The sequence below is a fragment of the Streptomyces sp. NA04227 genome, from assembly GCF_013364195.1.
GTDB lineage: Bacteria > Actinomycetota > Actinomycetes > Streptomycetales > Streptomycetaceae > Streptomyces.
Genome location: NZ_CP054918.1, coordinates 4,772,502 through 4,789,038 on the forward strand (window position 1 = coordinate 4,772,502; position 16,537 = coordinate 4,789,038).

The following is a 16,537-nucleotide window of genomic DNA, read 5'->3' on the forward strand; positions in this document are numbered from 1 at the left end:
CAACTTTCGTACGAGCGGAAAGACGCATATGAGATTCCTCGGAAAGACGTGCACTACGGCTCTCGCCTGTGCAGTTGTTATCAGCATCGGGGGAACGGGAGTCGCCTCGGCGGCCGTTACGGATCCCAAAATCTCAACTTCATCATCCGATGGAGGAGTTGCCGAAGCGGAACAGGTACTCGCCAAGTACCTAGAGGCGCTCCACACCGGCAGTCTCACTGATGGCGATGGAAACATTGATAATGCAGCCATAGAGGACCAGTTCGGTCCAGAAATAGCCGCGGCAGTTGCGGAAAAGTTGGCAGAGCAAAGTGGCGTCAGTCAGGCCCTGCCGAAAATGAGTGCAGGTGCCGCCAGTGGGGAAAAATCTGCGCAGAAAGGTAAGCTGCCCGACTATGCCAAGTGTGTACTCGCCGAGATCGGCTTGGGTGCGCTCACGGGTGCAAGTGGCACTATGTCGGCCAAGTTTGCCGACCTGATAGCGGACAAGAAATGGACTACGCTCGCGAAGCTTCTTACCAAAGAAGGTCTCAAGGCCGGTATCAAGGTTGGGGCAAAGGGCGGGCTCGCGGGCTTCGTGAGCACGATTACCGTGGCGGCTGTCAGTTGCAAGTTCAAGGGTATTAAGGACATCTTCTCCTGGTAGAGGGGTGCTTATGAATCCCAAGAAGGAGCTTGACTGACTCCTTCACCCGGTGCAACGCTGACGTTTCGGCCCTGGATCGAAACGTCGGCGTTGTGTCATCAACTCTGAATCTGTCTTCCCACCACGGCCTGTAGTTGGGTCAAATAATCGGCGAAGCGTTCCCGCCCGTCGTTCGAAATGCGCACGTGAGTGGCGGCGACTCTTTTCACTCGTAATTTCGCGACGTCCACCAGGCCCTCTTTCTCCAAGATGGCGATCTGGCGCGAAAGTTCGGCTGCGGTCAGTTCCAGGCTTTCGCGCAGGTCTGAGAACGCGACATGTTGAACTCGGTTGAGTATTGCGAGAATAGCCAGACGTGTGGGGGAGTGAATAACGTTGATCAACGCCTCGCGCGGCTGACGAGCATTTTTGTTATCATTCACTGCTTACCGCCTCCAGCGCAGTGCGAGGTAGACGACTCCGGCGGCAGCGGGGAAGGTTGGAGTCAGTAGGTCACCTGTGAGGCCGTCCGAACTTGCACCGAAAATCAAGTAGCCGCCGGGGATTGCCAGCAAGCTTGTCGCAACAGTGTGAGTTGTCTTCTCTGTGCGTGTGTGCGGGTGCCTTCGGGCGAGCTGTATCTGGTGATAGTACAAGGCAATAAGAATTGCGAAACATCCAACGAATACGCCGATTCCGGCGAATCGTGGCAGGTCGAACTCCAGGGCCGCAACAAGACTCATGTACAAGCCGGCTATGGCAGCGAGACCGCCGATGCGTTCCTTGGTCGTAGCAGGTTGAGAAAGGTCAGGGGCGTCGCCCACCAGGTCGAACTGCTCGGCGGTGCTGAGGTGTTGGGAATCCCGAGTCATAGTCGTGATTCTCACATCCAGTTGCGTAAAGTGCAACTGGATGTGATGTTCGCATACTTGCAGCTGGATGCTCGTGGAGCGGTCCCGGGAAGGGCAAGGTGCCTGAACTAGGCGGAGACATCAGGCGCAATCCGCGACGGGCCTCCGAACGGTGAGGCCCCGGCGTCTCCGTGACGGAACGCCGACCCTCTGCCCCGGTGCACGTTCAGTAGGACAGGATCGCCCCATGACCGAGACCCACCTCACCCACATCCCCACCCCCGACGGCCTCGCCCCCGGCAACGGCTACTCCCATGTCGTCATGGGCACCGGCAAGTTCATCGCCCTGTCCGGGCAGGTCGCCCTCGACGCCGACGGCAAGGTGGTCGGCGAGGGCGATCCCGGTGCCCAGGCGCGGCAGGTCTTCGAGAACCTGCGGCGCTGCCTGGACGCCGCCGGTGCCACCTTCGAGGACGTGGTCAAGCTCAACTTCTTCGTCACGGACGTGGCCCATCTGCCCACTGTGCGGCCGGTGCGGGACGCGTACGTCAACACCGCGCGGCCACCTGCCAGTACGGCGGTTCAGGTCTCGGCGCTGTTCCGGCCGGAGCTGTTGCTGGAGGTGGAGGCGTACGCGGTACTGCCGCAGTGGCGGGAGTGAAGGGACGGGAGTGAAGGGCCCGGAGGGAGGGGCTGCCCTTGAGGGGCCGGAGGGCCCGAGGGCGCGGGGCGGCTGTGGGTCGGCAAGGCGAGTCGCCGAGTCGGCAGGTCGGCAGTCCGTCGTCGGATCCGGCCGTTCCGTCGGTTCTGTCGGTTCCGTCGGTCAGACTCCGGGGCGCGTAGCGGCAGCAGCCAGGGATTCGGCAACCAACTTCCCTGCCTGGCAGGCGTGTTCGGCAACCGCAGGGACGCAGCGGTTCTCGGCCGGGTCGTACTCGGTCGTGATCACGCCCGCGTGGTCGGTGTCCGGCTCCTGGAGAGTCACCGTCCGGCCCGCCGCGCGCAGGGCGTTCGCCATGTCGTGCGAGTGCCGGGCGGGCGCGACCGAGTCGCGGCTGCCGTGTACGAGGTGGACCGGCACGAGCGGAGCCAGACCCGCGGCGAGATCGGCCAGCGGAACGGTGCCCGTGGTACGCGCGGGGACGTCGTAGCGGCCTGCCAGACCCACCACGGCCTTCGGCCGCCATCCCGCCGCGACCTCGGGCCGCTGCGTCACCGCGACGGCGGCTCCGGCCCCGGCGGACCACCCGGCCAGTACGCACGAGCGCGCGTCGCCACCGAGTCCGCCCGCCTCCCGCCGGGTGAACGCAAGCGATTCCAGCAGGTGGGACCGGCCGCTGTCGGAGGCGTCCGAGCGCCAGTCCGGAACGAGTACCAGCAGACCGTGCGCCGCCACCGCGCGGGCCAGCGGCTCCAGTACATCCCGCTCGTCCGGCCCGATGCCGTGCCAGAGGAGGACGGTCGGCAGTAGCCGGGAGGTGGTGTACGGGCGGTAGAGGTCCAGCTGTTGGCCGCTCGGTCCGTAGACGAGCCCGTGTTCCGTCCGCAGTGCCGCCTCTGTGCCGGGGGTTCCGGACGTCTCGGAAGTCATGGTGAGACGCTATGGCCTGTCCGGCGGATCGTGCCGGGCAGGCTGCTTGTCCGGCGCCGAATCGCTGGAACCACCCGCCGGACAATGAGCCTGGCGGAGCGGGTTGGTGGCCCGTCGTCGAACCTCAAATACCTCGACACCGGTCGCGGTGATCGGGGACGCTTCGCGCGATGACCAGAATCGAAGACACTCCCTCCGCGTGGGACGAGCGCACCCAGCTCACCACGTTTCTCGACTACGCACGTGACACCGCCCGCGCCAAGTGCGAGGGCGTCTCCGCGGAGAACGCCCGCAAGGCGCTCCTGCCGGGCTCACCGCTGATGACCATGAGCGGACTGATCAACCACCTCCGCTGGGTCGAGTACTACTGGTTCCAGGTGGTCTTCCTCGGCGAGGAGGACCGGGGCCCCTGGACCGAGGAGGACCCCGACCGCGAGATGCGCATCGCCGTCGACTTCCCGCTCACGCAACTGCTCGACGAATACGCGCAGCAGAGCGCCCGCTACCGCGAACTGGTCGCCGGGAACGGCCTGGACAAGCAGGCCCAGCGCGCCGTCCGCGACGGTCTCCGGGTCGACCTGCGCTGGATCCTCCTGCACCTCACCGAGGAGACGGCCCGCCACAACGGCCACCTGGACATCCTGCGCGAGATGCTCGACGGCACGACCGGGGACTAGGTGTATTGATCACGAGCGTTGTTGACAGTCGCCTGGGCTTGATCATGGCGAAGACCTCCGGTGTGGTGGAGCTGTCTCGGAACGCACAGCCCGGAGGTCTTCGTGTCCCACCGTAACGCCGGGCTGACCGTCCACGGCAGGCAACTGCTCGTGTGGTCAAGGCCTTCAACCTCTGCCACGAGGACGTGTGGCGGATGCGGCCGCCACACGTCCTCGACGGACGTCCGCTGGCCGTTCCGGTCTGCGGGGACGACGAGGAATCCCTCGCGCGCGTAACGGAGTTGGTGCGCGACGTGGGCTGCGAACCCGTGCCCGGCGGCGGTCTCGAGGAGGCGTAGGGCAGGCGTAGGGACAAGACCTCAGGTCGGGATTCCGTCGGTGGTCGCGGGCCGCCGTCCCGTATCCCCTCGGCGGTCGCGGGCCGCCGTCCCCGGGTTCACCCTGGAAGGGAGGGGTGCGCCCCGTACTCCGTCGTGCCGTGGGACGTGCCCCCGTGAGGAAGGTGATGTGTCATGACGGCCGCGACAAGAGAACAGACACCCGTCGTCATCGAAGGCGGGGGAGTGGAGTTGCGGAGGCAGTCCATCGGCCCCGACGTCTCCGTGGCCTTCGCCCGTCTGCCCAAGGGCACGGACATGAGGCCCGCGCTCGCGGGACTGCCCGACGACATGTGCCCCTGCCCGCACTGGGGGTACCTGTTCAAGGGGCGCCTGAAGATGCACCGTGCCGACGGCGAGGAGATCTACGAGGCCGGGCAGGCCTTCTACTGGGAGCCCGGCCACGCCCCGGAGGCCCTTGAGGACTGCGAGTACGTCGACTTCTCGCCGACCATGCAGTTCAACGAGGTCATCGATCACGTGAAGGCGCATCTGGCCTGAGAGGCCGTGCTTCTCGGGGCGACCCGTGTTTCTCGGGTCGATTGGGTACGACTTCGTCTCGCGCAGGGCGGACGCAGGGCTGTGTGGAGGCGCCCGCGTCCGCCTCCACGCGCGCTCGTGCCGGCGGCCGTCTGGACGCCCGCTCACGCCCGCTCACGCCCGCTCAGCTCGGACAGCCGGAGATCTGCGCATAGTTGCACGTTCCAAGCTGCAATCAAGCACGAAAATGCACTGACCTCTTGACGCTTCAATCAGGGGCCGGTTTTATCTCCGTACACCCCCCACGGGACCCAGGCCCATGCTTCCGGCCGTTGCCGGACCGGCGGTCTGCGGGGCTGCGGGCCGTGCCCGGGGCGCCGTCGCGTGCGCCTTCGCCCGGCTGCCTTGCTCGTGGTGCGTGTCGATCACTGCGTTTGTGCGTGTGAACAAGATCCTTTGCTGTTGAGCGACTTGGTATCACCGGTGGCGGTTCTGCCGGGTTTCAGGTGGATCGGCCGTCGCCCTCGCATGTGCCTTCCGCTCGGCCCCGGTTCCGACGAAGCGGCCACCGCACATGTACGGCGACCCGCCGGGCCGTCCTACCCGACCGGAATGAGGTACGACGATGACCGCACTGCCCCCTGCCCGCACTCCCGGACAGCTGTCCTCCCTCAGACCCCTGCCTCCCAGACCCTTGTCCCGTCGGTCGCGTTCCCATGGACCGCGTTCCCGTTCCCGCGGACCGCGCTTCCTCGCCCTGGCGAGCGCGGCCGCGCTCTCGCTGTCCGTGGCCACCGTCCTGACCGGGGCCGGGGGCGCGGCGGCCTCCGACACCCCGGGCACGTACACCAACTACGGCTTTCCCGCCGGTACGGGAGGCCTGAACAGCGTCACCTTCCGCACCACGGTGACCAAGGACGCGGGCCCCGCCTCCAACATCTTCTGGAGCCACCAGTTCGGCTTCACGGCGGGCAGCGGTGCCTACACCGGGATGCAGTCCAACGGCCCCGGCCAGACGCGTACCTTCCTGTTCTCCCTCTGGGACGCGACCGAGGCCAAGCCCGGGACCTCCGGCAGCTACTGCGTGGACTTCGGCGGCGAGGGCGTGGGCAAGAGCTGCCGTCTCAAGACCGACTGGAAGGAAGGGCACACCTTCCGTACCCGGGTCGCCCACGAGGGCGACCGGTGGTTCGGGGTCACGGTCACCAACGAGACCACCGGCGCCTCCTTCAAGCTCGGCAGCATCCGCGCCGGATCGACCCAGATCTCGCCCAACGGGATGGTCGACTGGGCCGAGTACTTCGAATGGAACAACCCCAAGGCGTCCTGCAACGACCAGCCGTACTCCCAGGCGAAGTTCGGCCTCCCCGTCGGCAACGACGGCGCGGTCACCGCGCAGGTCTCGGGGACGAGCACCAGCTCCACCTGCTCCAGCTACAGCCGTGTCGAGCAGGTGTCCGGCGGCACCGTTCAGACCAACGCCCTCGGCAACTCGCTGCGCGGCCCGATCACCGGCCTCGGCGGGAAGGTCGTCGACGGCTCCCGGAATGTCAGCGGTGACCCCGCGATCCTCTACGGCCCGACCGGCGGCGCCAACCAGGCGTGGGTGCTCGGCAAGGACGGCGCGGCGCATCTGATGGGCCAGGGCCTGTGCCTGGACGTCCAGGGCGGCGGGACGGCGAACGGCACGCCGGTGATCGTGTACACCTGCGGCGGGGGCGCCAACCAGCAGTGGCGGTACGAGAACGGCGCACTGCGCAACCCGGCGTCCAACCGCTGCCTCGACGTGCCGGGCGGCGACACGGCCAACGGCACCCGGCTCGTCATCTGGGACTGCACCGGCGGCGCCAACCAGAAGTGGAGCGTTCCGGCCCGGCCCTGAACCCGTTCCTACCGCACCAGTTCGGGCGGCGGTTCGGTCGCCAATCCGGTGCCGTAGACGCGTATCTCGCCGTCGGCGGGGTCCCAGTGCTCGTCGAGGACCCGCAGGCTGACGGCGAGATGGCGGCCGTCCGGTGACCAGGCGGTCGCCACGGCCTGGCACAGGCGGCCCTCGCGGTTGCGGTGGTTGGTGACGACGCGGTGGTCGCCGACCCGCCGGATGGTGACCTCCGCGAACTTGCCTATGACGGCGAGCAGTTCACCGTCCGGGCTCACCCGCACGGACTGGATCGTGTCGTGGTGCCGGATCACGTCCAGGGTGCGGCCGTCCGCCGGGTCCAGTACGTACACCCGCTCGCCGCAGGCGACGAACATCCGCGACTCGTCGGCGGTGAAGGTGACTCCGTGGAACTGATCGACGGAGCCGTCGGGGGTGCCCGCACCCTCGCTCCCCGCGCCCAGGGGTATCTCGCGCATCCCGCCGTCCCCGCCGTCCGGTGTCAGCAGGGCGACTCGGGGGCCGGAGGCGTACGTGGTGCGGTAGCGGCCCGTGGCGGAGCGCAGACGGCCCGTCTGGGCGGGGGCCTGGACGCGGGCGCCCGAGCCCGTGTCGTACGCGAGTTGGGGGAGCGCCTCCTCGTAGTGGCGCAGGACGACCACGGGTTCGCCGGGGACCCAGGACAGCCAGGGGCAGACGTAGTCGTCGGGGTTCTCGGCGCTCGCGCGCAGGCACTCGTTCCAGTCGGCAGTGTCGTAGACCGCCAACTCGCCCTGTTCGCTGTGGGATACGGCCAGCCGACGGCCGTCGTCGGAGAAGGCGAGGTGGTGGGACTCGGCGGTGCCGAACGGCTTCAGTACGGCGCGGGGGCGGCGCAGATCGGGGACCCGCGGGGCCTCGCCGGGGAGCGGCATGTCGGCGTGCGTGGGGTAGCTGGCGGTGCGCCACCAGTCGCCCTCGGACAGGTGCCGCATCCAGCGGGCGTCGGTGACCACCACCTCGTAGTCCGCCCCGACGCGCATCTCCTCGGCCTGGACGAGCTCCGCCGCGGCCCCGGGTTTCATGTCCTGGAACCTGACGTCCTCCTCCCAGGGGAACCCGATGTACCCCTCCCAGGGAAGCTCGTCGTCCTCGTCGTACTCCGCTTCCGCTTCCTCGTCTTCCTCGTCGAACTCCTCGTCCTCGTCGAGGAGTTCCTCGGTCCCCGGCCACGGGTGGTTGCGGGTCGCAAGGCGTTCGGCGCGCTCGACGAACCAGCGGGTGTGCAGGTCCACCCACTCCTCGTCGAGGTACTGGTCCCGGGTGGTCACCTCGCACAACGGGGCGTCGTCCCAGGCCGTCTCGCGCAGGATGCGGTAGAAGAAGCTGGGGTCGTCGGTGAGCGGGGCGTGCGAGTCGGTGTCGTAGTAGAGGACGGAGACCCGTATCCGTAAGGTGCGGGCCGCGTGGTCGGCTGCCAGTACCCGGACTCCGTAGAGATCGGTCATGAAGGTGTTCCCCCGTTGTCGCGTCGTGCCGGTGCGTCCTGTTGCCGAGTCCTGCCTGCCGGTACGGATCATGCTTGCACCGCCCTCTGACAACGCACGCTGAGCAGGCGCGATGGCAACGACCATGGCAACGACCACGGACGGGGCCCGCCGACAACGGCCACTGACCGGGCCAGCACTGCCCGGGCCACCATTGACCGGGCCCGCACAGCACAGTGCGCCGGCCCGTCCCGTGGACGTTCCGGCGCACTGTGCTGCCGTATCGCTGCTGTACGGCTGCCGTATCTCTGCCGTGCGCGCGGGACTCAGCCCTTCACGCACACCACCTGCTTGAGCTTCGCGACCACGGCGACGAGGTCCCGCTGCTGGTCGATGACCTGCTCGATCGGCTTGTAGGCGCCCGGGATCTCGTCCACGACGCCCGAGTCCTTACGGCACTCGACGCCCCGGGTCTGGTCCTCCAGGTCCTTCGCCGTGAAGCGGCGCTTCGCGGCGTTCCGGCTCATCCGCCGGCCCGCGCCGTGCGAGGCGGAGTTGAAGGACTTGTCGTTGCCGAGGCCCTTGACGATGTACGAGCCCGTCCCCATCGAGCCGGGGATGATCCCGTAGTCGCCCGAACCGGCCCGGATCGCGCCCTTACGGGTCACGAGCAGGTCCATGCCGTCGTAGCGCTCCTCGGAGACGTAGTTGTGATGGCAGCTGATCTCCTGCTCGAAGACCGGCTTCGCCTTCCCGAACTCCTTGCGGATCACGTTCTTGAGCAGGCCCATCATCAGTGCGCGGTTGTGCTTCGCGTACTCCTGCGCCCAGAACAGGTCGTTGCGGTACGCCGCCATCTGCGGGGTGTCGGCGATGAACACCGCGAGGTCGCGGTCGACCAGGCCCTGGTTGTGCGGCAGACCCTGCGCGACGCCGATGTGGTGCTCGGCGAGTTCCTTGCCGATGTTGCGCGAACCGGAGTGCAGCATCAGCCAGACCGCGCCCTCGGTGTCCGTGCAGACCTCGACGAAGTGGTTGCCGCCGCCCAGCGTGCCCATCTGCTTCCCGGCGCGCTCGGCACGGAACTTCACCGCGTCGGCGATGCCGTCGAAGCGGGACCAGAAGTCGTCCAGGCCCGCCGTCGGGAAACCGTGCAGCTTGGCCGGGTCGACCGGGTCGTCGTGCATACCCCGGCCCACCGGGATGACCTGCTCGATCCGGTTGCGCAGCCGGGACAGGTCGCCGGGCAGGTCGTTCGCGGTGAGGGAGGTACGGACCGCCGACATTCCGCAGCCGATGTCCACGCCGACGGCGGCCGGGCAGACCGCGTCGCGCATGGCGATCACGGATCCGACGGTCGCGCCCTTGCCGTAGTGCACGTCCGGCATCACGGCCAGGCCCTTGATCCAGGGCAGCGTGGCGACATTGCGGAGCTGCTGCATCGCCGCGTCCTCGATCGAGGCAGGATCGGTCCAGATCCGGATCGGTACCTGCGCTCCCTGAACCTCGGTGTACGACATGGCGTCCTCATTCCCCCGTGGCGCGCGGTCCTGCCGCGCGGTTCGTGTGCGTGTGTTTCGTGTGGCGTGTGCGGTGGGTGTCCGTGGCCGGTGGCGCGCGGACGGTGTGCGGCGGTACTGGCCCGTGGCCACGTCTCCGCGGCACAACGGCACCGTAAATACCGGTGTCAAGCAGGTCGAATCAGACAGCGAACCGGCGGTCACCGCAGTGCGTGCGATAGACATTGTGTTCACTGCCCGCCAGGTTGCGGCAATTGATTAAGTAGGCCGGGCCGCCGGTCCGGACGCCTGGGCCGGGCAGGGTCGGGCAGTGAACGACCGGCGATCGACCGGCGATCGACCAGCACGAACCAGCACGACAAGCAGCACACGACAAGCAGCAACAGCAAGCAGCAACGACAATCAGCAATCAGCAACAACGAGGCGGGTCGAGCGGTTCTCGATCCGGACGAGAGGGGTCGGCGCCGTGCGGCGGAGGATGGGTGCAACCGGCGCTGCCGTGCTGCTCGGGGTGCTCCTGTCCGCCTGCTCCGGCGGGTCGGACGACGACGGCGGCCAGGCCAAGCCCGGTCAGCCGGAGACGCCCACCCAGGTGGCCGAGCCCGGCAAGTACGACTCCCTGCCCGAGGCCTGCTCGTCCGTGGACCAGGACGCCCTCGACAGCCTGCTGCCCGGGATCCAGGCGATCACCGACGAGGTGCAGCGCGAGCGCGCCTACGCGGGCGCGGCCACGGCCACGTACGACACGGACCGGCGGGTCGGCTGCCGCTGGAAGGCCGAGTCGGCCCGGGCCACCCACCATCTCTCGGTGGACTTCGAGCGGGTCGTCTCCTACGACGCTGCGGTGAGCGACGACGACCGCGCCGAGGACGTGTACGCCGAGAAGGCCGTCGAGGCCGGGCTCACGCCCGCCGCGCCGAGTGGCGGGGTGTCGGGCGAGGTGGCCGGCAGCAGCGCGTCGCCCGAGGAGCCCGGAGCGTCCGGGGAGTCCGGGGAGTCCGGGGCCGAGGGTGGGTCCGAGGACGGCAAGTCCCGGGACGGCGGATCCAAGGACAAGGGATCCCAGGACGGCGGATCCCAGGACCGCGACTCCGACGACGAACGCGCCAACCGGGGCGGCGTCCAGGAGTCCACGGGCCGTGCGGACGTCGACCCCTCGCCGGAGCCCGGCGGCGACGACACCCCGACCGGTGACGCGAGCCCGCCCGCGGGCGGCGGCGACCCGGGCCAGGGCGGCCAGGAGGGTGCCGAGGGGCTCGCCTCCCGCATCCTGGACGACCTCGGCGACTCGGCCTTCCTGGACGACCAGGTCTCCCAGTCCACCTCGACCTCCCACAACCGCACCGTGACTGTGGTGTTCCGCACGTCCAACGTGATCGTGACGATTCAGTACGACGATCAGCCGATGGGGGCCATGCAGACCCCGGACGGCAAGGAAATGCAGGACAGGGCGCGGCAACTGGCCGACCGTCTGGCCGACAAGCTGGACGGCTGACGGGGGCTTTGTCCTTTTTGGCGCCCTGCGGTCGACGTCGCTCGTCGGGCCGGGGCAGCCGGAATCACAGCCGCCGTGTCCGGGCGCCGCGTACCGTGACCCCTCGGACCGACCGTCCCGGGCCTCCGGGACACGGGCCGTGCGGCCGGGGAGAGCCGTCCGGTCCGGAAGGACCTCGCTTGGCCGTAAGGCCCGAGCGACCGTGATGAGTGAAGGAACCATGCACCGATCTGCACAGCGACTCACCCGCCTCTTCGCCGGTGCGGCGGCCGTACCGGTGATCCTCCTGGCCTCCGCCTGCTCCTCGGACGACTCCGGCTCGAAGGAGGACAGCAAGCCGAGTGCCACGCCCTCGGCCCGTCCCACGGTGGAGAAGGAGCGCTTCGCGACGCTGCCCGACCCGTGCAAGGTCATCAAGAAGAACACCCTCGACGACCTGGTGCCCAAGACCGAGGACGAGTCGGGCAAGGCGGGCGGCTCGGACGACTCCTCGATCCGTGGCACCTGCGCCTGGACCAGCCTGGACAACAAGGGCGTCAAGGGCTCGCAGTTCCGCTGGCTGAACGTCTCGCTGCTGCGCTTCGAGTCTGACCAGGCCCGCGGCAACGGCGACAAGCTGGCGCACACCTACTTCCAGAAGCAGGTCGCGGGCGCGCAGCGCACCCCTGGTGCGAAGGGCGTGCAGACCGCGCCGGTGGCGGGCGCCGGTGAGGAGGCGACCGTCGTGAGCTACGAGCTGAAGAAGAAGGAAGGCACCTTCAAGCAGCAGACCGTGGTCGCCCGTACCGCCAACGTCGTCGTCACCATCGACTACAACGGCGCCGGTCTCGCCGGTGACAAGTCCCCCGACGCCCAGGACCTCGTGTCCGACCTCAAGCGCGCGGCCAAGGACGCGGTGGCCGCCGTCGAGGCCGCCAACTCCGGTTCCTCCGGCGGCGGTTCCACCGACGGCGAGTCCCCGAAGGACGGCGCCGAGTCCCCGAAGGACGGCGCGTCGAAGGACAGCGGCAAGGCCTGAGGCACTGACGGCCCGGCTCGTACCGCCGGTACGGGGCCGGGCCTCAGAGGCCCAGATTCCGGATGCATAACGGCCTGCCGCCCCTCCCACGACCCTCCGGCGCGGGGCAAAGCGGGACCGAGGTGACCCAACAGCCCTGTGGGCGTGGGGAGATGGGACGGCCCGTGGTCGCGGGCGGCCGGATCGGCCGCCGTGGTCCGCGCGTTCCGGCCCCCCGTTCGCCATGTGCGTGTGCCAGTCTGTTGCGCGCATGTGCCGGATGCGCGGGCGCCCCGCTGGGGGTGTGCCCGCCGCGCAGGGCAGCCGTACGTGAACGGAGGGCAGACCGGTGGCCGCGCCACTGCAGCTGACTCGGACGCACCGGATTCTCATCGGCGTGGTGGTGGCCGGTGCGGTGGTGATCGCGGGGATCGGTTTCGCGGGTTCGTACGCGGCGGTGCGTGAACTCGCGGAGAAGAAGGGCTTCGGCGACTTCTCGCTGGTCTTCCCGATCGGTATCGACGCGGGTATCTGTGTGCTCCTCGCGCTCGACCTGCTGCTGACATGGATCCGTATCCCGTTCCCGTTGTTGCGGCAGACGGCGTGGCTGCTGACGGCGGCGACGATCGCGTTCAACGGTGCCGCGGCCTGGCCCGACCCTCTCGGTGTGGGGATGCATGCGGTGATTCCGGTGCTGTTCGTGGTCGCGGTGGAGGCGGCCCGGCACGCGGTCGGGCGGATCGCGGACATCACCGCCGACAAGCACATGGAGGGCGTACGGATCAGCCGCTGGCTGTTGTCCCCGGTGCCGACCTTCCTGTTGTGGCGGCGGATGAAGCTGTGGGAGCTGCGTTCCTACGAGCAGGTGATCAAGCTGGAGCAGGAACGGCTGGTGTATCAGGCGCGGTTGCGTTCGCGGTTCGGGCGGGCGTGGCGGCGCAAGGCGCCGGTCGAGTCGTTGATGCCGCTGCGGCTGGCGAAGTACGGAGTACCGCTCGCCGAGACCGCACCCGACGGACTCGCCGCCGCGGGGATCGAGCCGCGGTTGCTGCCGGGACAGCCCGCCGCGCCTGAGCTGGAGTCCAAGTCCGCCCAGGAGAACCCGGAAACGGCTCCCGAGGAGGCCCCGAGCCAGTGGTTCGCCCCGCCGCAGAAGGTGCGGTACCAGGGCGACTACGACCCGAACTACGAGCCGCCCACGTACACCCCTCCGCAGGAGCACCAGTCCTGGTACGACGGGCAGCCGCAGCAGATACCTGTGCCACAGCCGGGCGCGGCGGAGTCGGGGCAGGAACCGGGGTCGGGGCAGGGATCGGGACCGGCATCGGAGCAGCAGCCGGTCGTGGAGGTGGCGCCCGAGCCGACCATGGACGAACTACCGGCATCAGCACCGGAGTTGGTATCGGAACCGATCCCGGACGAGGAGCCGGAGCCGCGGGTCCAGGTGCCGAACGGGGCGGGCGGTATGCGGCGCCTGGGCGAGGGCGTGCAGGAGGCGGAGCCGTCGGACGAGGACCTGTACCAGGTCTTCCGGTACTCGATAGACGGCGAGGGCATGCCGACGCCCGGTGCCTTCGCCGCCAACGTCGAGGCCACGTACCAGTTGCGCCTCCAGCCGCGCGAACTGAACCAGTACATGGGCCAGTTCACGGCCCGGCTCACCAACGAGCTGCTGGAAGACCACATCGCGTAGGGCTGGGAAATCCGCCCGCGTAGGGCTGGGAAACCCCGCACACATCGCCTGAACACTTCGGGCTGGTCCTCTGAACTCGGCCTGAACGCACGGCAGTTGGGGGACGGTGACTTCCGGCCCCCGCATGCCACGGCCGAAAAGTGATCCCGCTCCCATCGCGTCGCCGTACTCCCTCTGTCCAAGTCGTCCGATTACAGTGCCGGTTGACAGCCGAGGCCGGGCGCGACGGACGCCGGCCCAGGGCATTCCAGGAGTTGAGCCAGTGACCGAGAACCCGGCAACCGCACAGGACCGTGCCGAGCAGGTGCGCAGTCGCATCGACACCAGCCAGCCGCACACCGCGCGGATCTGGAACTACTGGCTCGGCGGCAAGGACAACTACGAGATCGACCGGATCACCGGCGACCAGATCCGTACCCTGCACCCGGGCATCGGCGACTACGCCACGGCCGACCGGCTGTTCCTCGGCCGCGCGATCCGCCACCTCGCGGCCGACCACGGCATCCGTCAGTTCCTGGACATCGGCACCGGCCTGCCCACCGCGGACAACACCCACGAGGTCGCGCAGCGCATCGCGCCCGAGTCGCGCATCGTCTACGTGGACAACGACCCGCTGGTCCTCGCCCACGCCCGCGCCCTGCTGACCAGCACCCCCGAGGGCCGCACCGACTACCTCGACGAGGACCTGCGCAACGTCGACGCGATCCTCGAACACGCCGCCAGGACACTGGACTTGAGCCAGCCGGTCGCGCTCGTACTGCTCGGCGTGGTGATCTTCCTCGGTGACGACGAGGAGGCGCACACCACCGTGCGCCGCCTGATGGACGCCCTCGCCCCCGGCAGCCACCTGGTCCTCTCGCACACCATCACCAGCCCGGCCATGCCGGAGGTGGACGAGGCGGTGGCCTTCTGGAACGAGCACGGCACACCCAAGCTGAAGCAGCGCACCCCGGAGCAGATCACTCGCTTCTTCGACGGCCTCGAACTCGCCGAGCCCGGCGTCGTCTCCTGCTCCAAGTGGCGTCCCGGCGCGGACGAGTTGGAGCCGGAGGAGGTCGCGATGTACGGCGGACTGGCCCGTAAGAACTGAGGCCCCGCGCCTGCCGGTTGGGCCCGTACGCGGACGAAGGCGTACGGGCCCCGGCACCCGCCCCTCAAGAGGGGCGGCACAACAGCGGGTTCTCCAGTTCCGCGCACGGCCGGTGGCCGTGCGAGCGGACGATGTCCTTGCCCACCTCGTTGGCGAGGTAGCGCAGGAAGCCCGCGGCGATGGAACCCGCGGGCGGCTCGCCGTAGGTGTACGCGACCTCGGTCTGCCAGAACGGGTACGCGCCCTGTTCGGCGCCCTGGAGGGTGCTCTCGGCGCCGTCGATCCGGATGAGGGTGAGCCCCTTGTTCGCGCCGGTGGCGCCGACCTCGCTGTAACCGAGCGCCCCCGGGGTGCCGGAGACCGTGTCGAGCAGGGTCGAGGTCTTGCCGACCTCGCAGCGGCCCGGCACGCTCAGGTCCATCGCCTTGCAGTCGTCCTCGGTGGGCGCCAACGGCTTCTTGCCGCGCAGGACTTGGTCGATGAGGGTGGTCCGGCTGCCCGATCCCGGGTAGCGGCCGATCAGCTGGATGGGCAGATTCTGCTCCGCCCCGACCTGGCGCCAGTTGGTGATCCGTCCCGCGTAGATGTCCCGTATCTCCGCGAGGGAGAGGTTCTCCACCTCGACGTCCTCCCGCACGACCAGCGTGAACAGGGACAGCGAAACCGGCCGGGGCAGCAGCCGCGGGTGGCCCTTGCTGCGCGGGCCGTCGGTGAACGTCAGATGGTCGGACAGCCCGCGCACGCCCGGGCCCTTGTCCGCCTTCCCGGCATCGGTAAGGGTGTTGATGCCCTCCACGCTGCCTTTGAAGGTGTTCTCGGTGAGCGGGATCTCGGCGTCGGTGCAGGTACGCACGTACTGCTTCGCCGCCTCCCGTACGACCGGCTCGAAGGCGGTGGACCCGGACAGGTGCAGGGTTCCGGAGGCGCAGTCCAGCGGGGCGGCGTGGTCCTCCTCGCGGAAGATGGTGTCGAAGGACTGGACGCCCACGAGCATGACCAGGACCAGGAGCAGCGCCATCACCGGTTTCGAGGCGAGCGTATGGCTCTTGGTCTCCCTGATGGCCCCGCCCCGGATACCGCCGCGCACGCCCGCCCGTACCTCGGGCTCGGGGAACAACCGCTCCTGGCTCGGGCGGAAGTCGGAGGGTGTGCTCGTGTCGTCGCGTTCCAGGAGGGCGAGGACCTTGTAGTGGGTGCGGCGGTTGAGGGGGACGCGCGGCAGGTTGATGACACACAGCTCGCCGGAGCCGTCCCCGGGCTGCTCGCCGGAGCGGTCCTCGGCGGGAGTGATCGAGAAACTCTCCCGTGATTCGAAGCTGTTGAGCAGGAACGCATGGCTCGGCTCGGTCACCGCCATCGCGATCACCCGGCGGCCGGGGAACAGCACCCGGATACCGATCGTGTCGATGTCGGAGGTCGCGTAGTGGCTGGGCTCGATGTCCGTCCAGCCGCTGTTCTCGATGCGCAGCAGAACGAACGAAGGGTCCTTCAGAGCCCGCCCGTTCTGCTGCATCCGCCGCAGTACGGCGGTGTGCGGAAGGTTGACCGTGTCCTGGTCCCGCACCGCGGTGTCCATCTGTACCCGGTAGCCGAGGCGCTTGCGCCCGACGAGGACGAACTCCCAGACGGCGGCGCCCAACGGGACCACCAGACCCAGTACGGCGATGACCGACTGCCAGGAGAAATCCACGGCTCCCACTCCCGTCCACGACTCTGCTCGGCGGTCCTGCCCGGATCGGTCCGTCCATTGAACAGGCGTGCGGGCGCGCGTGCTTCCCGGCGAACAACAAAGCGGC

At 68.7% G+C, this 16,537-nt stretch carries 15 protein-coding genes and 1 pseudogene; 11 read left to right on the forward strand and 5 right to left on the reverse strand.

Annotation, left to right across the window (positions count from 1 at the left end):
* Positions 1–28: 28 nt before the first annotated feature.
* Positions 29–646 (forward strand): hypothetical protein, encoded by a 618-nt coding sequence (locus HUT18_RS20380; RefSeq protein WP_176102033.1) that lies wholly within the window; start codon positions 29–31, stop codon positions 644–646.
* Positions 647–744: 98 nt separating this feature from the next.
* Here the strand turns inward: HUT18_RS20380 and HUT18_RS20385 are convergent, their stop codons facing one another.
* Positions 745–1,068: a transcriptional regulator gene (locus tag HUT18_RS20385; RefSeq protein WP_176102034.1), complete on the reverse strand. Its 324-nt coding sequence runs from the start codon at positions 1,066–1,068 to the stop codon at positions 745–747.
* A 177-nt stretch (positions 1,069–1,245) separates the two neighbouring features.
* On the opposite strand from HUT18_RS20385, the gene HUT18_RS20390 reads away from it, so the two are divergent.
* Positions 1,246–1,608, forward strand: a complete 363-nt coding sequence (locus HUT18_RS20390; protein ID WP_176102035.1) for a hypothetical protein — start codon at positions 1,246–1,248, stop codon at positions 1,606–1,608.
* A gap of 115 nt (positions 1,609–1,723) precedes the next feature.
* On the forward strand, positions 1,724–2,137 hold the full coding sequence (locus tag HUT18_RS20395) for a RidA family protein (protein WP_176102036.1): 414 nt from the start codon (positions 1,724–1,726) through the stop codon (positions 2,135–2,137).
* Positions 2,138–2,299: 162 nt separating this feature from the next.
* Here HUT18_RS20395 and HUT18_RS20400 read toward each other — a convergent pair whose 3' ends face one another.
* A complete protein-coding gene (locus HUT18_RS20400) occupies positions 2,300–3,067 on the reverse strand; it encodes an alpha/beta hydrolase (RefSeq protein ID WP_254878721.1) in 768 nt (255 codons plus the stop codon).
* A gap of 170 nt (positions 3,068–3,237) precedes the next feature.
* Between HUT18_RS20400 and HUT18_RS20405 the strand changes: the two genes are divergently transcribed.
* The 4 genes and pseudogenes from HUT18_RS20405 to HUT18_RS20420 all read left to right on the forward strand — a co-directional run bounded on the left by HUT18_RS20405 (position 3,238) and on the right by HUT18_RS20420 (position 6,483).
* Positions 3,238–3,744, forward strand: a complete 507-nt coding sequence (locus HUT18_RS20405; RefSeq protein WP_176102037.1) for a DinB family protein — start codon at positions 3,238–3,240, stop codon at positions 3,742–3,744.
* Between the two features lie 152 nt (positions 3,745–3,896).
* Positions 3,897–4,079, forward strand: a pseudogene (locus tag HUT18_RS20410) (NADP oxidoreductase); the annotation flags it as partial.
* A 177-nt stretch (positions 4,080–4,256) separates the two neighbouring features.
* Entirely contained in the window at positions 4,257–4,622 is a 366-nt protein-coding gene (locus HUT18_RS20415; RefSeq protein WP_176102038.1) for a hypothetical protein, read from the forward strand.
* Between the two features lie 766 nt (positions 4,623–5,388).
* Positions 5,389–6,483, forward strand: a complete 1,095-nt coding sequence (locus HUT18_RS20420) for a ricin-type beta-trefoil lectin domain protein (protein WP_254878722.1) — start codon at positions 5,389–5,391, stop codon at positions 6,481–6,483.
* 8 nt (positions 6,484–6,491) lie between these two features.
* Here HUT18_RS20420 and HUT18_RS20425 read toward each other — a convergent pair whose 3' ends face one another.
* Both HUT18_RS20425 and HUT18_RS20430 read right to left on the reverse strand, forming a co-directional pair.
* The gene (locus HUT18_RS20425; RefSeq protein WP_176102040.1) at positions 6,492–7,967 is read right to left on the reverse strand and encodes a WD40 repeat domain-containing protein; all 1,476 of its coding nucleotides are present in this window, start codon (positions 7,965–7,967) and stop codon (positions 6,492–6,494) included.
* A gap of 305 nt (positions 7,968–8,272) precedes the next feature.
* On the reverse strand, positions 8,273–9,466 hold the full coding sequence (locus HUT18_RS20430) for an RtcB family protein (protein WP_176102041.1): 1,194 nt from the start codon (positions 9,464–9,466) through the stop codon (positions 8,273–8,275).
* A gap of 478 nt (positions 9,467–9,944) precedes the next feature.
* Here HUT18_RS20430 and HUT18_RS20435 point away from each other — a divergent pair, with 478 nt between their 5' ends.
* The 4 genes from HUT18_RS20435 to HUT18_RS20450 all read left to right on the forward strand — a co-directional run bounded on the left by HUT18_RS20435 (position 9,945) and on the right by HUT18_RS20450 (position 14,741).
* On the forward strand, positions 9,945–10,961 hold the full coding sequence (locus HUT18_RS20435; RefSeq protein WP_176102042.1) for a DUF3558 domain-containing protein: 1,017 nt from the start codon (positions 9,945–9,947) through the stop codon (positions 10,959–10,961).
* Positions 10,962–11,181: 220 nt separating this feature from the next.
* Positions 11,182–11,979, forward strand: a complete 798-nt coding sequence (locus HUT18_RS20440) for a DUF3558 domain-containing protein (protein WP_254878723.1) — start codon at positions 11,182–11,184, stop codon at positions 11,977–11,979.
* Positions 11,980–12,307: 328 nt separating this feature from the next.
* On the forward strand, positions 12,308–13,651 hold the full coding sequence (locus tag HUT18_RS20445) for a DUF2637 domain-containing protein (protein ID WP_176102044.1): 1,344 nt from the start codon (positions 12,308–12,310) through the stop codon (positions 13,649–13,651).
* 262 nt (positions 13,652–13,913) lie between these two features.
* The gene (locus HUT18_RS20450) at positions 13,914–14,741 is read left to right on the forward strand and encodes an SAM-dependent methyltransferase (protein ID WP_176102045.1); all 828 of its coding nucleotides are present in this window, start codon (positions 13,914–13,916) and stop codon (positions 14,739–14,741) included.
* A gap of 64 nt (positions 14,742–14,805) precedes the next feature.
* Here the strand turns inward: HUT18_RS20450 and HUT18_RS20455 are convergent, their stop codons facing one another.
* On the reverse strand, positions 14,806–16,431 hold the full coding sequence (locus HUT18_RS20455; RefSeq protein ID WP_176102046.1) for a PstS family phosphate ABC transporter substrate-binding protein: 1,626 nt from the start codon (positions 16,429–16,431) through the stop codon (positions 14,806–14,808).
* Between the last annotated feature and the right edge of the window lie 106 nt (positions 16,432–16,537).

Excerpts from the sequence above, each read along its gene's own strand:
- HUT18_RS20380 (WP_176102033.1), top strand. The coding sequence starts at position 29 with ATGAGATTCCTCGGAAAGACGTGCACTACGGCTCTCGCCTGTGCAGTT.
- HUT18_RS20395 (WP_176102036.1), top strand. The coding sequence starts at position 1,724 with ATGACCGAGACCCACCTCACCCACATCCCCACCCCCGACGGCCTCGCC.
- HUT18_RS20400 (WP_254878721.1), bottom strand. The coding sequence starts at position 3,067 with ATGACTTCCGAGACGTCCGGAACCCCCGGCACAGAGGCGGCACTGCGG.
- HUT18_RS20405 (WP_176102037.1), top strand. The coding sequence starts at position 3,238 with ATGACCAGAATCGAAGACACTCCCTCCGCGTGGGACGAGCGCACCCAG.
- HUT18_RS20415 (WP_176102038.1), top strand. The coding sequence starts at position 4,257 with ATGACGGCCGCGACAAGAGAACAGACACCCGTCGTCATCGAAGGCGGG.
- HUT18_RS20425 (WP_176102040.1), bottom strand. The coding sequence starts at position 7,967 with ATGACCGATCTCTACGGAGTCCGGGTACTGGCAGCCGACCACGCGGCC.
- HUT18_RS20430 (WP_176102041.1), bottom strand. The coding sequence starts at position 9,466 with ATGTCGTACACCGAGGTTCAGGGAGCGCAGGTACCGATCCGGATCTGG.
- HUT18_RS20435 (WP_176102042.1), top strand. The coding sequence starts at position 9,945 with ATGGGTGCAACCGGCGCTGCCGTGCTGCTCGGGGTGCTCCTGTCCGCC.
- HUT18_RS20440 (WP_254878723.1), top strand. The coding sequence starts at position 11,182 with ATGCACCGATCTGCACAGCGACTCACCCGCCTCTTCGCCGGTGCGGCG.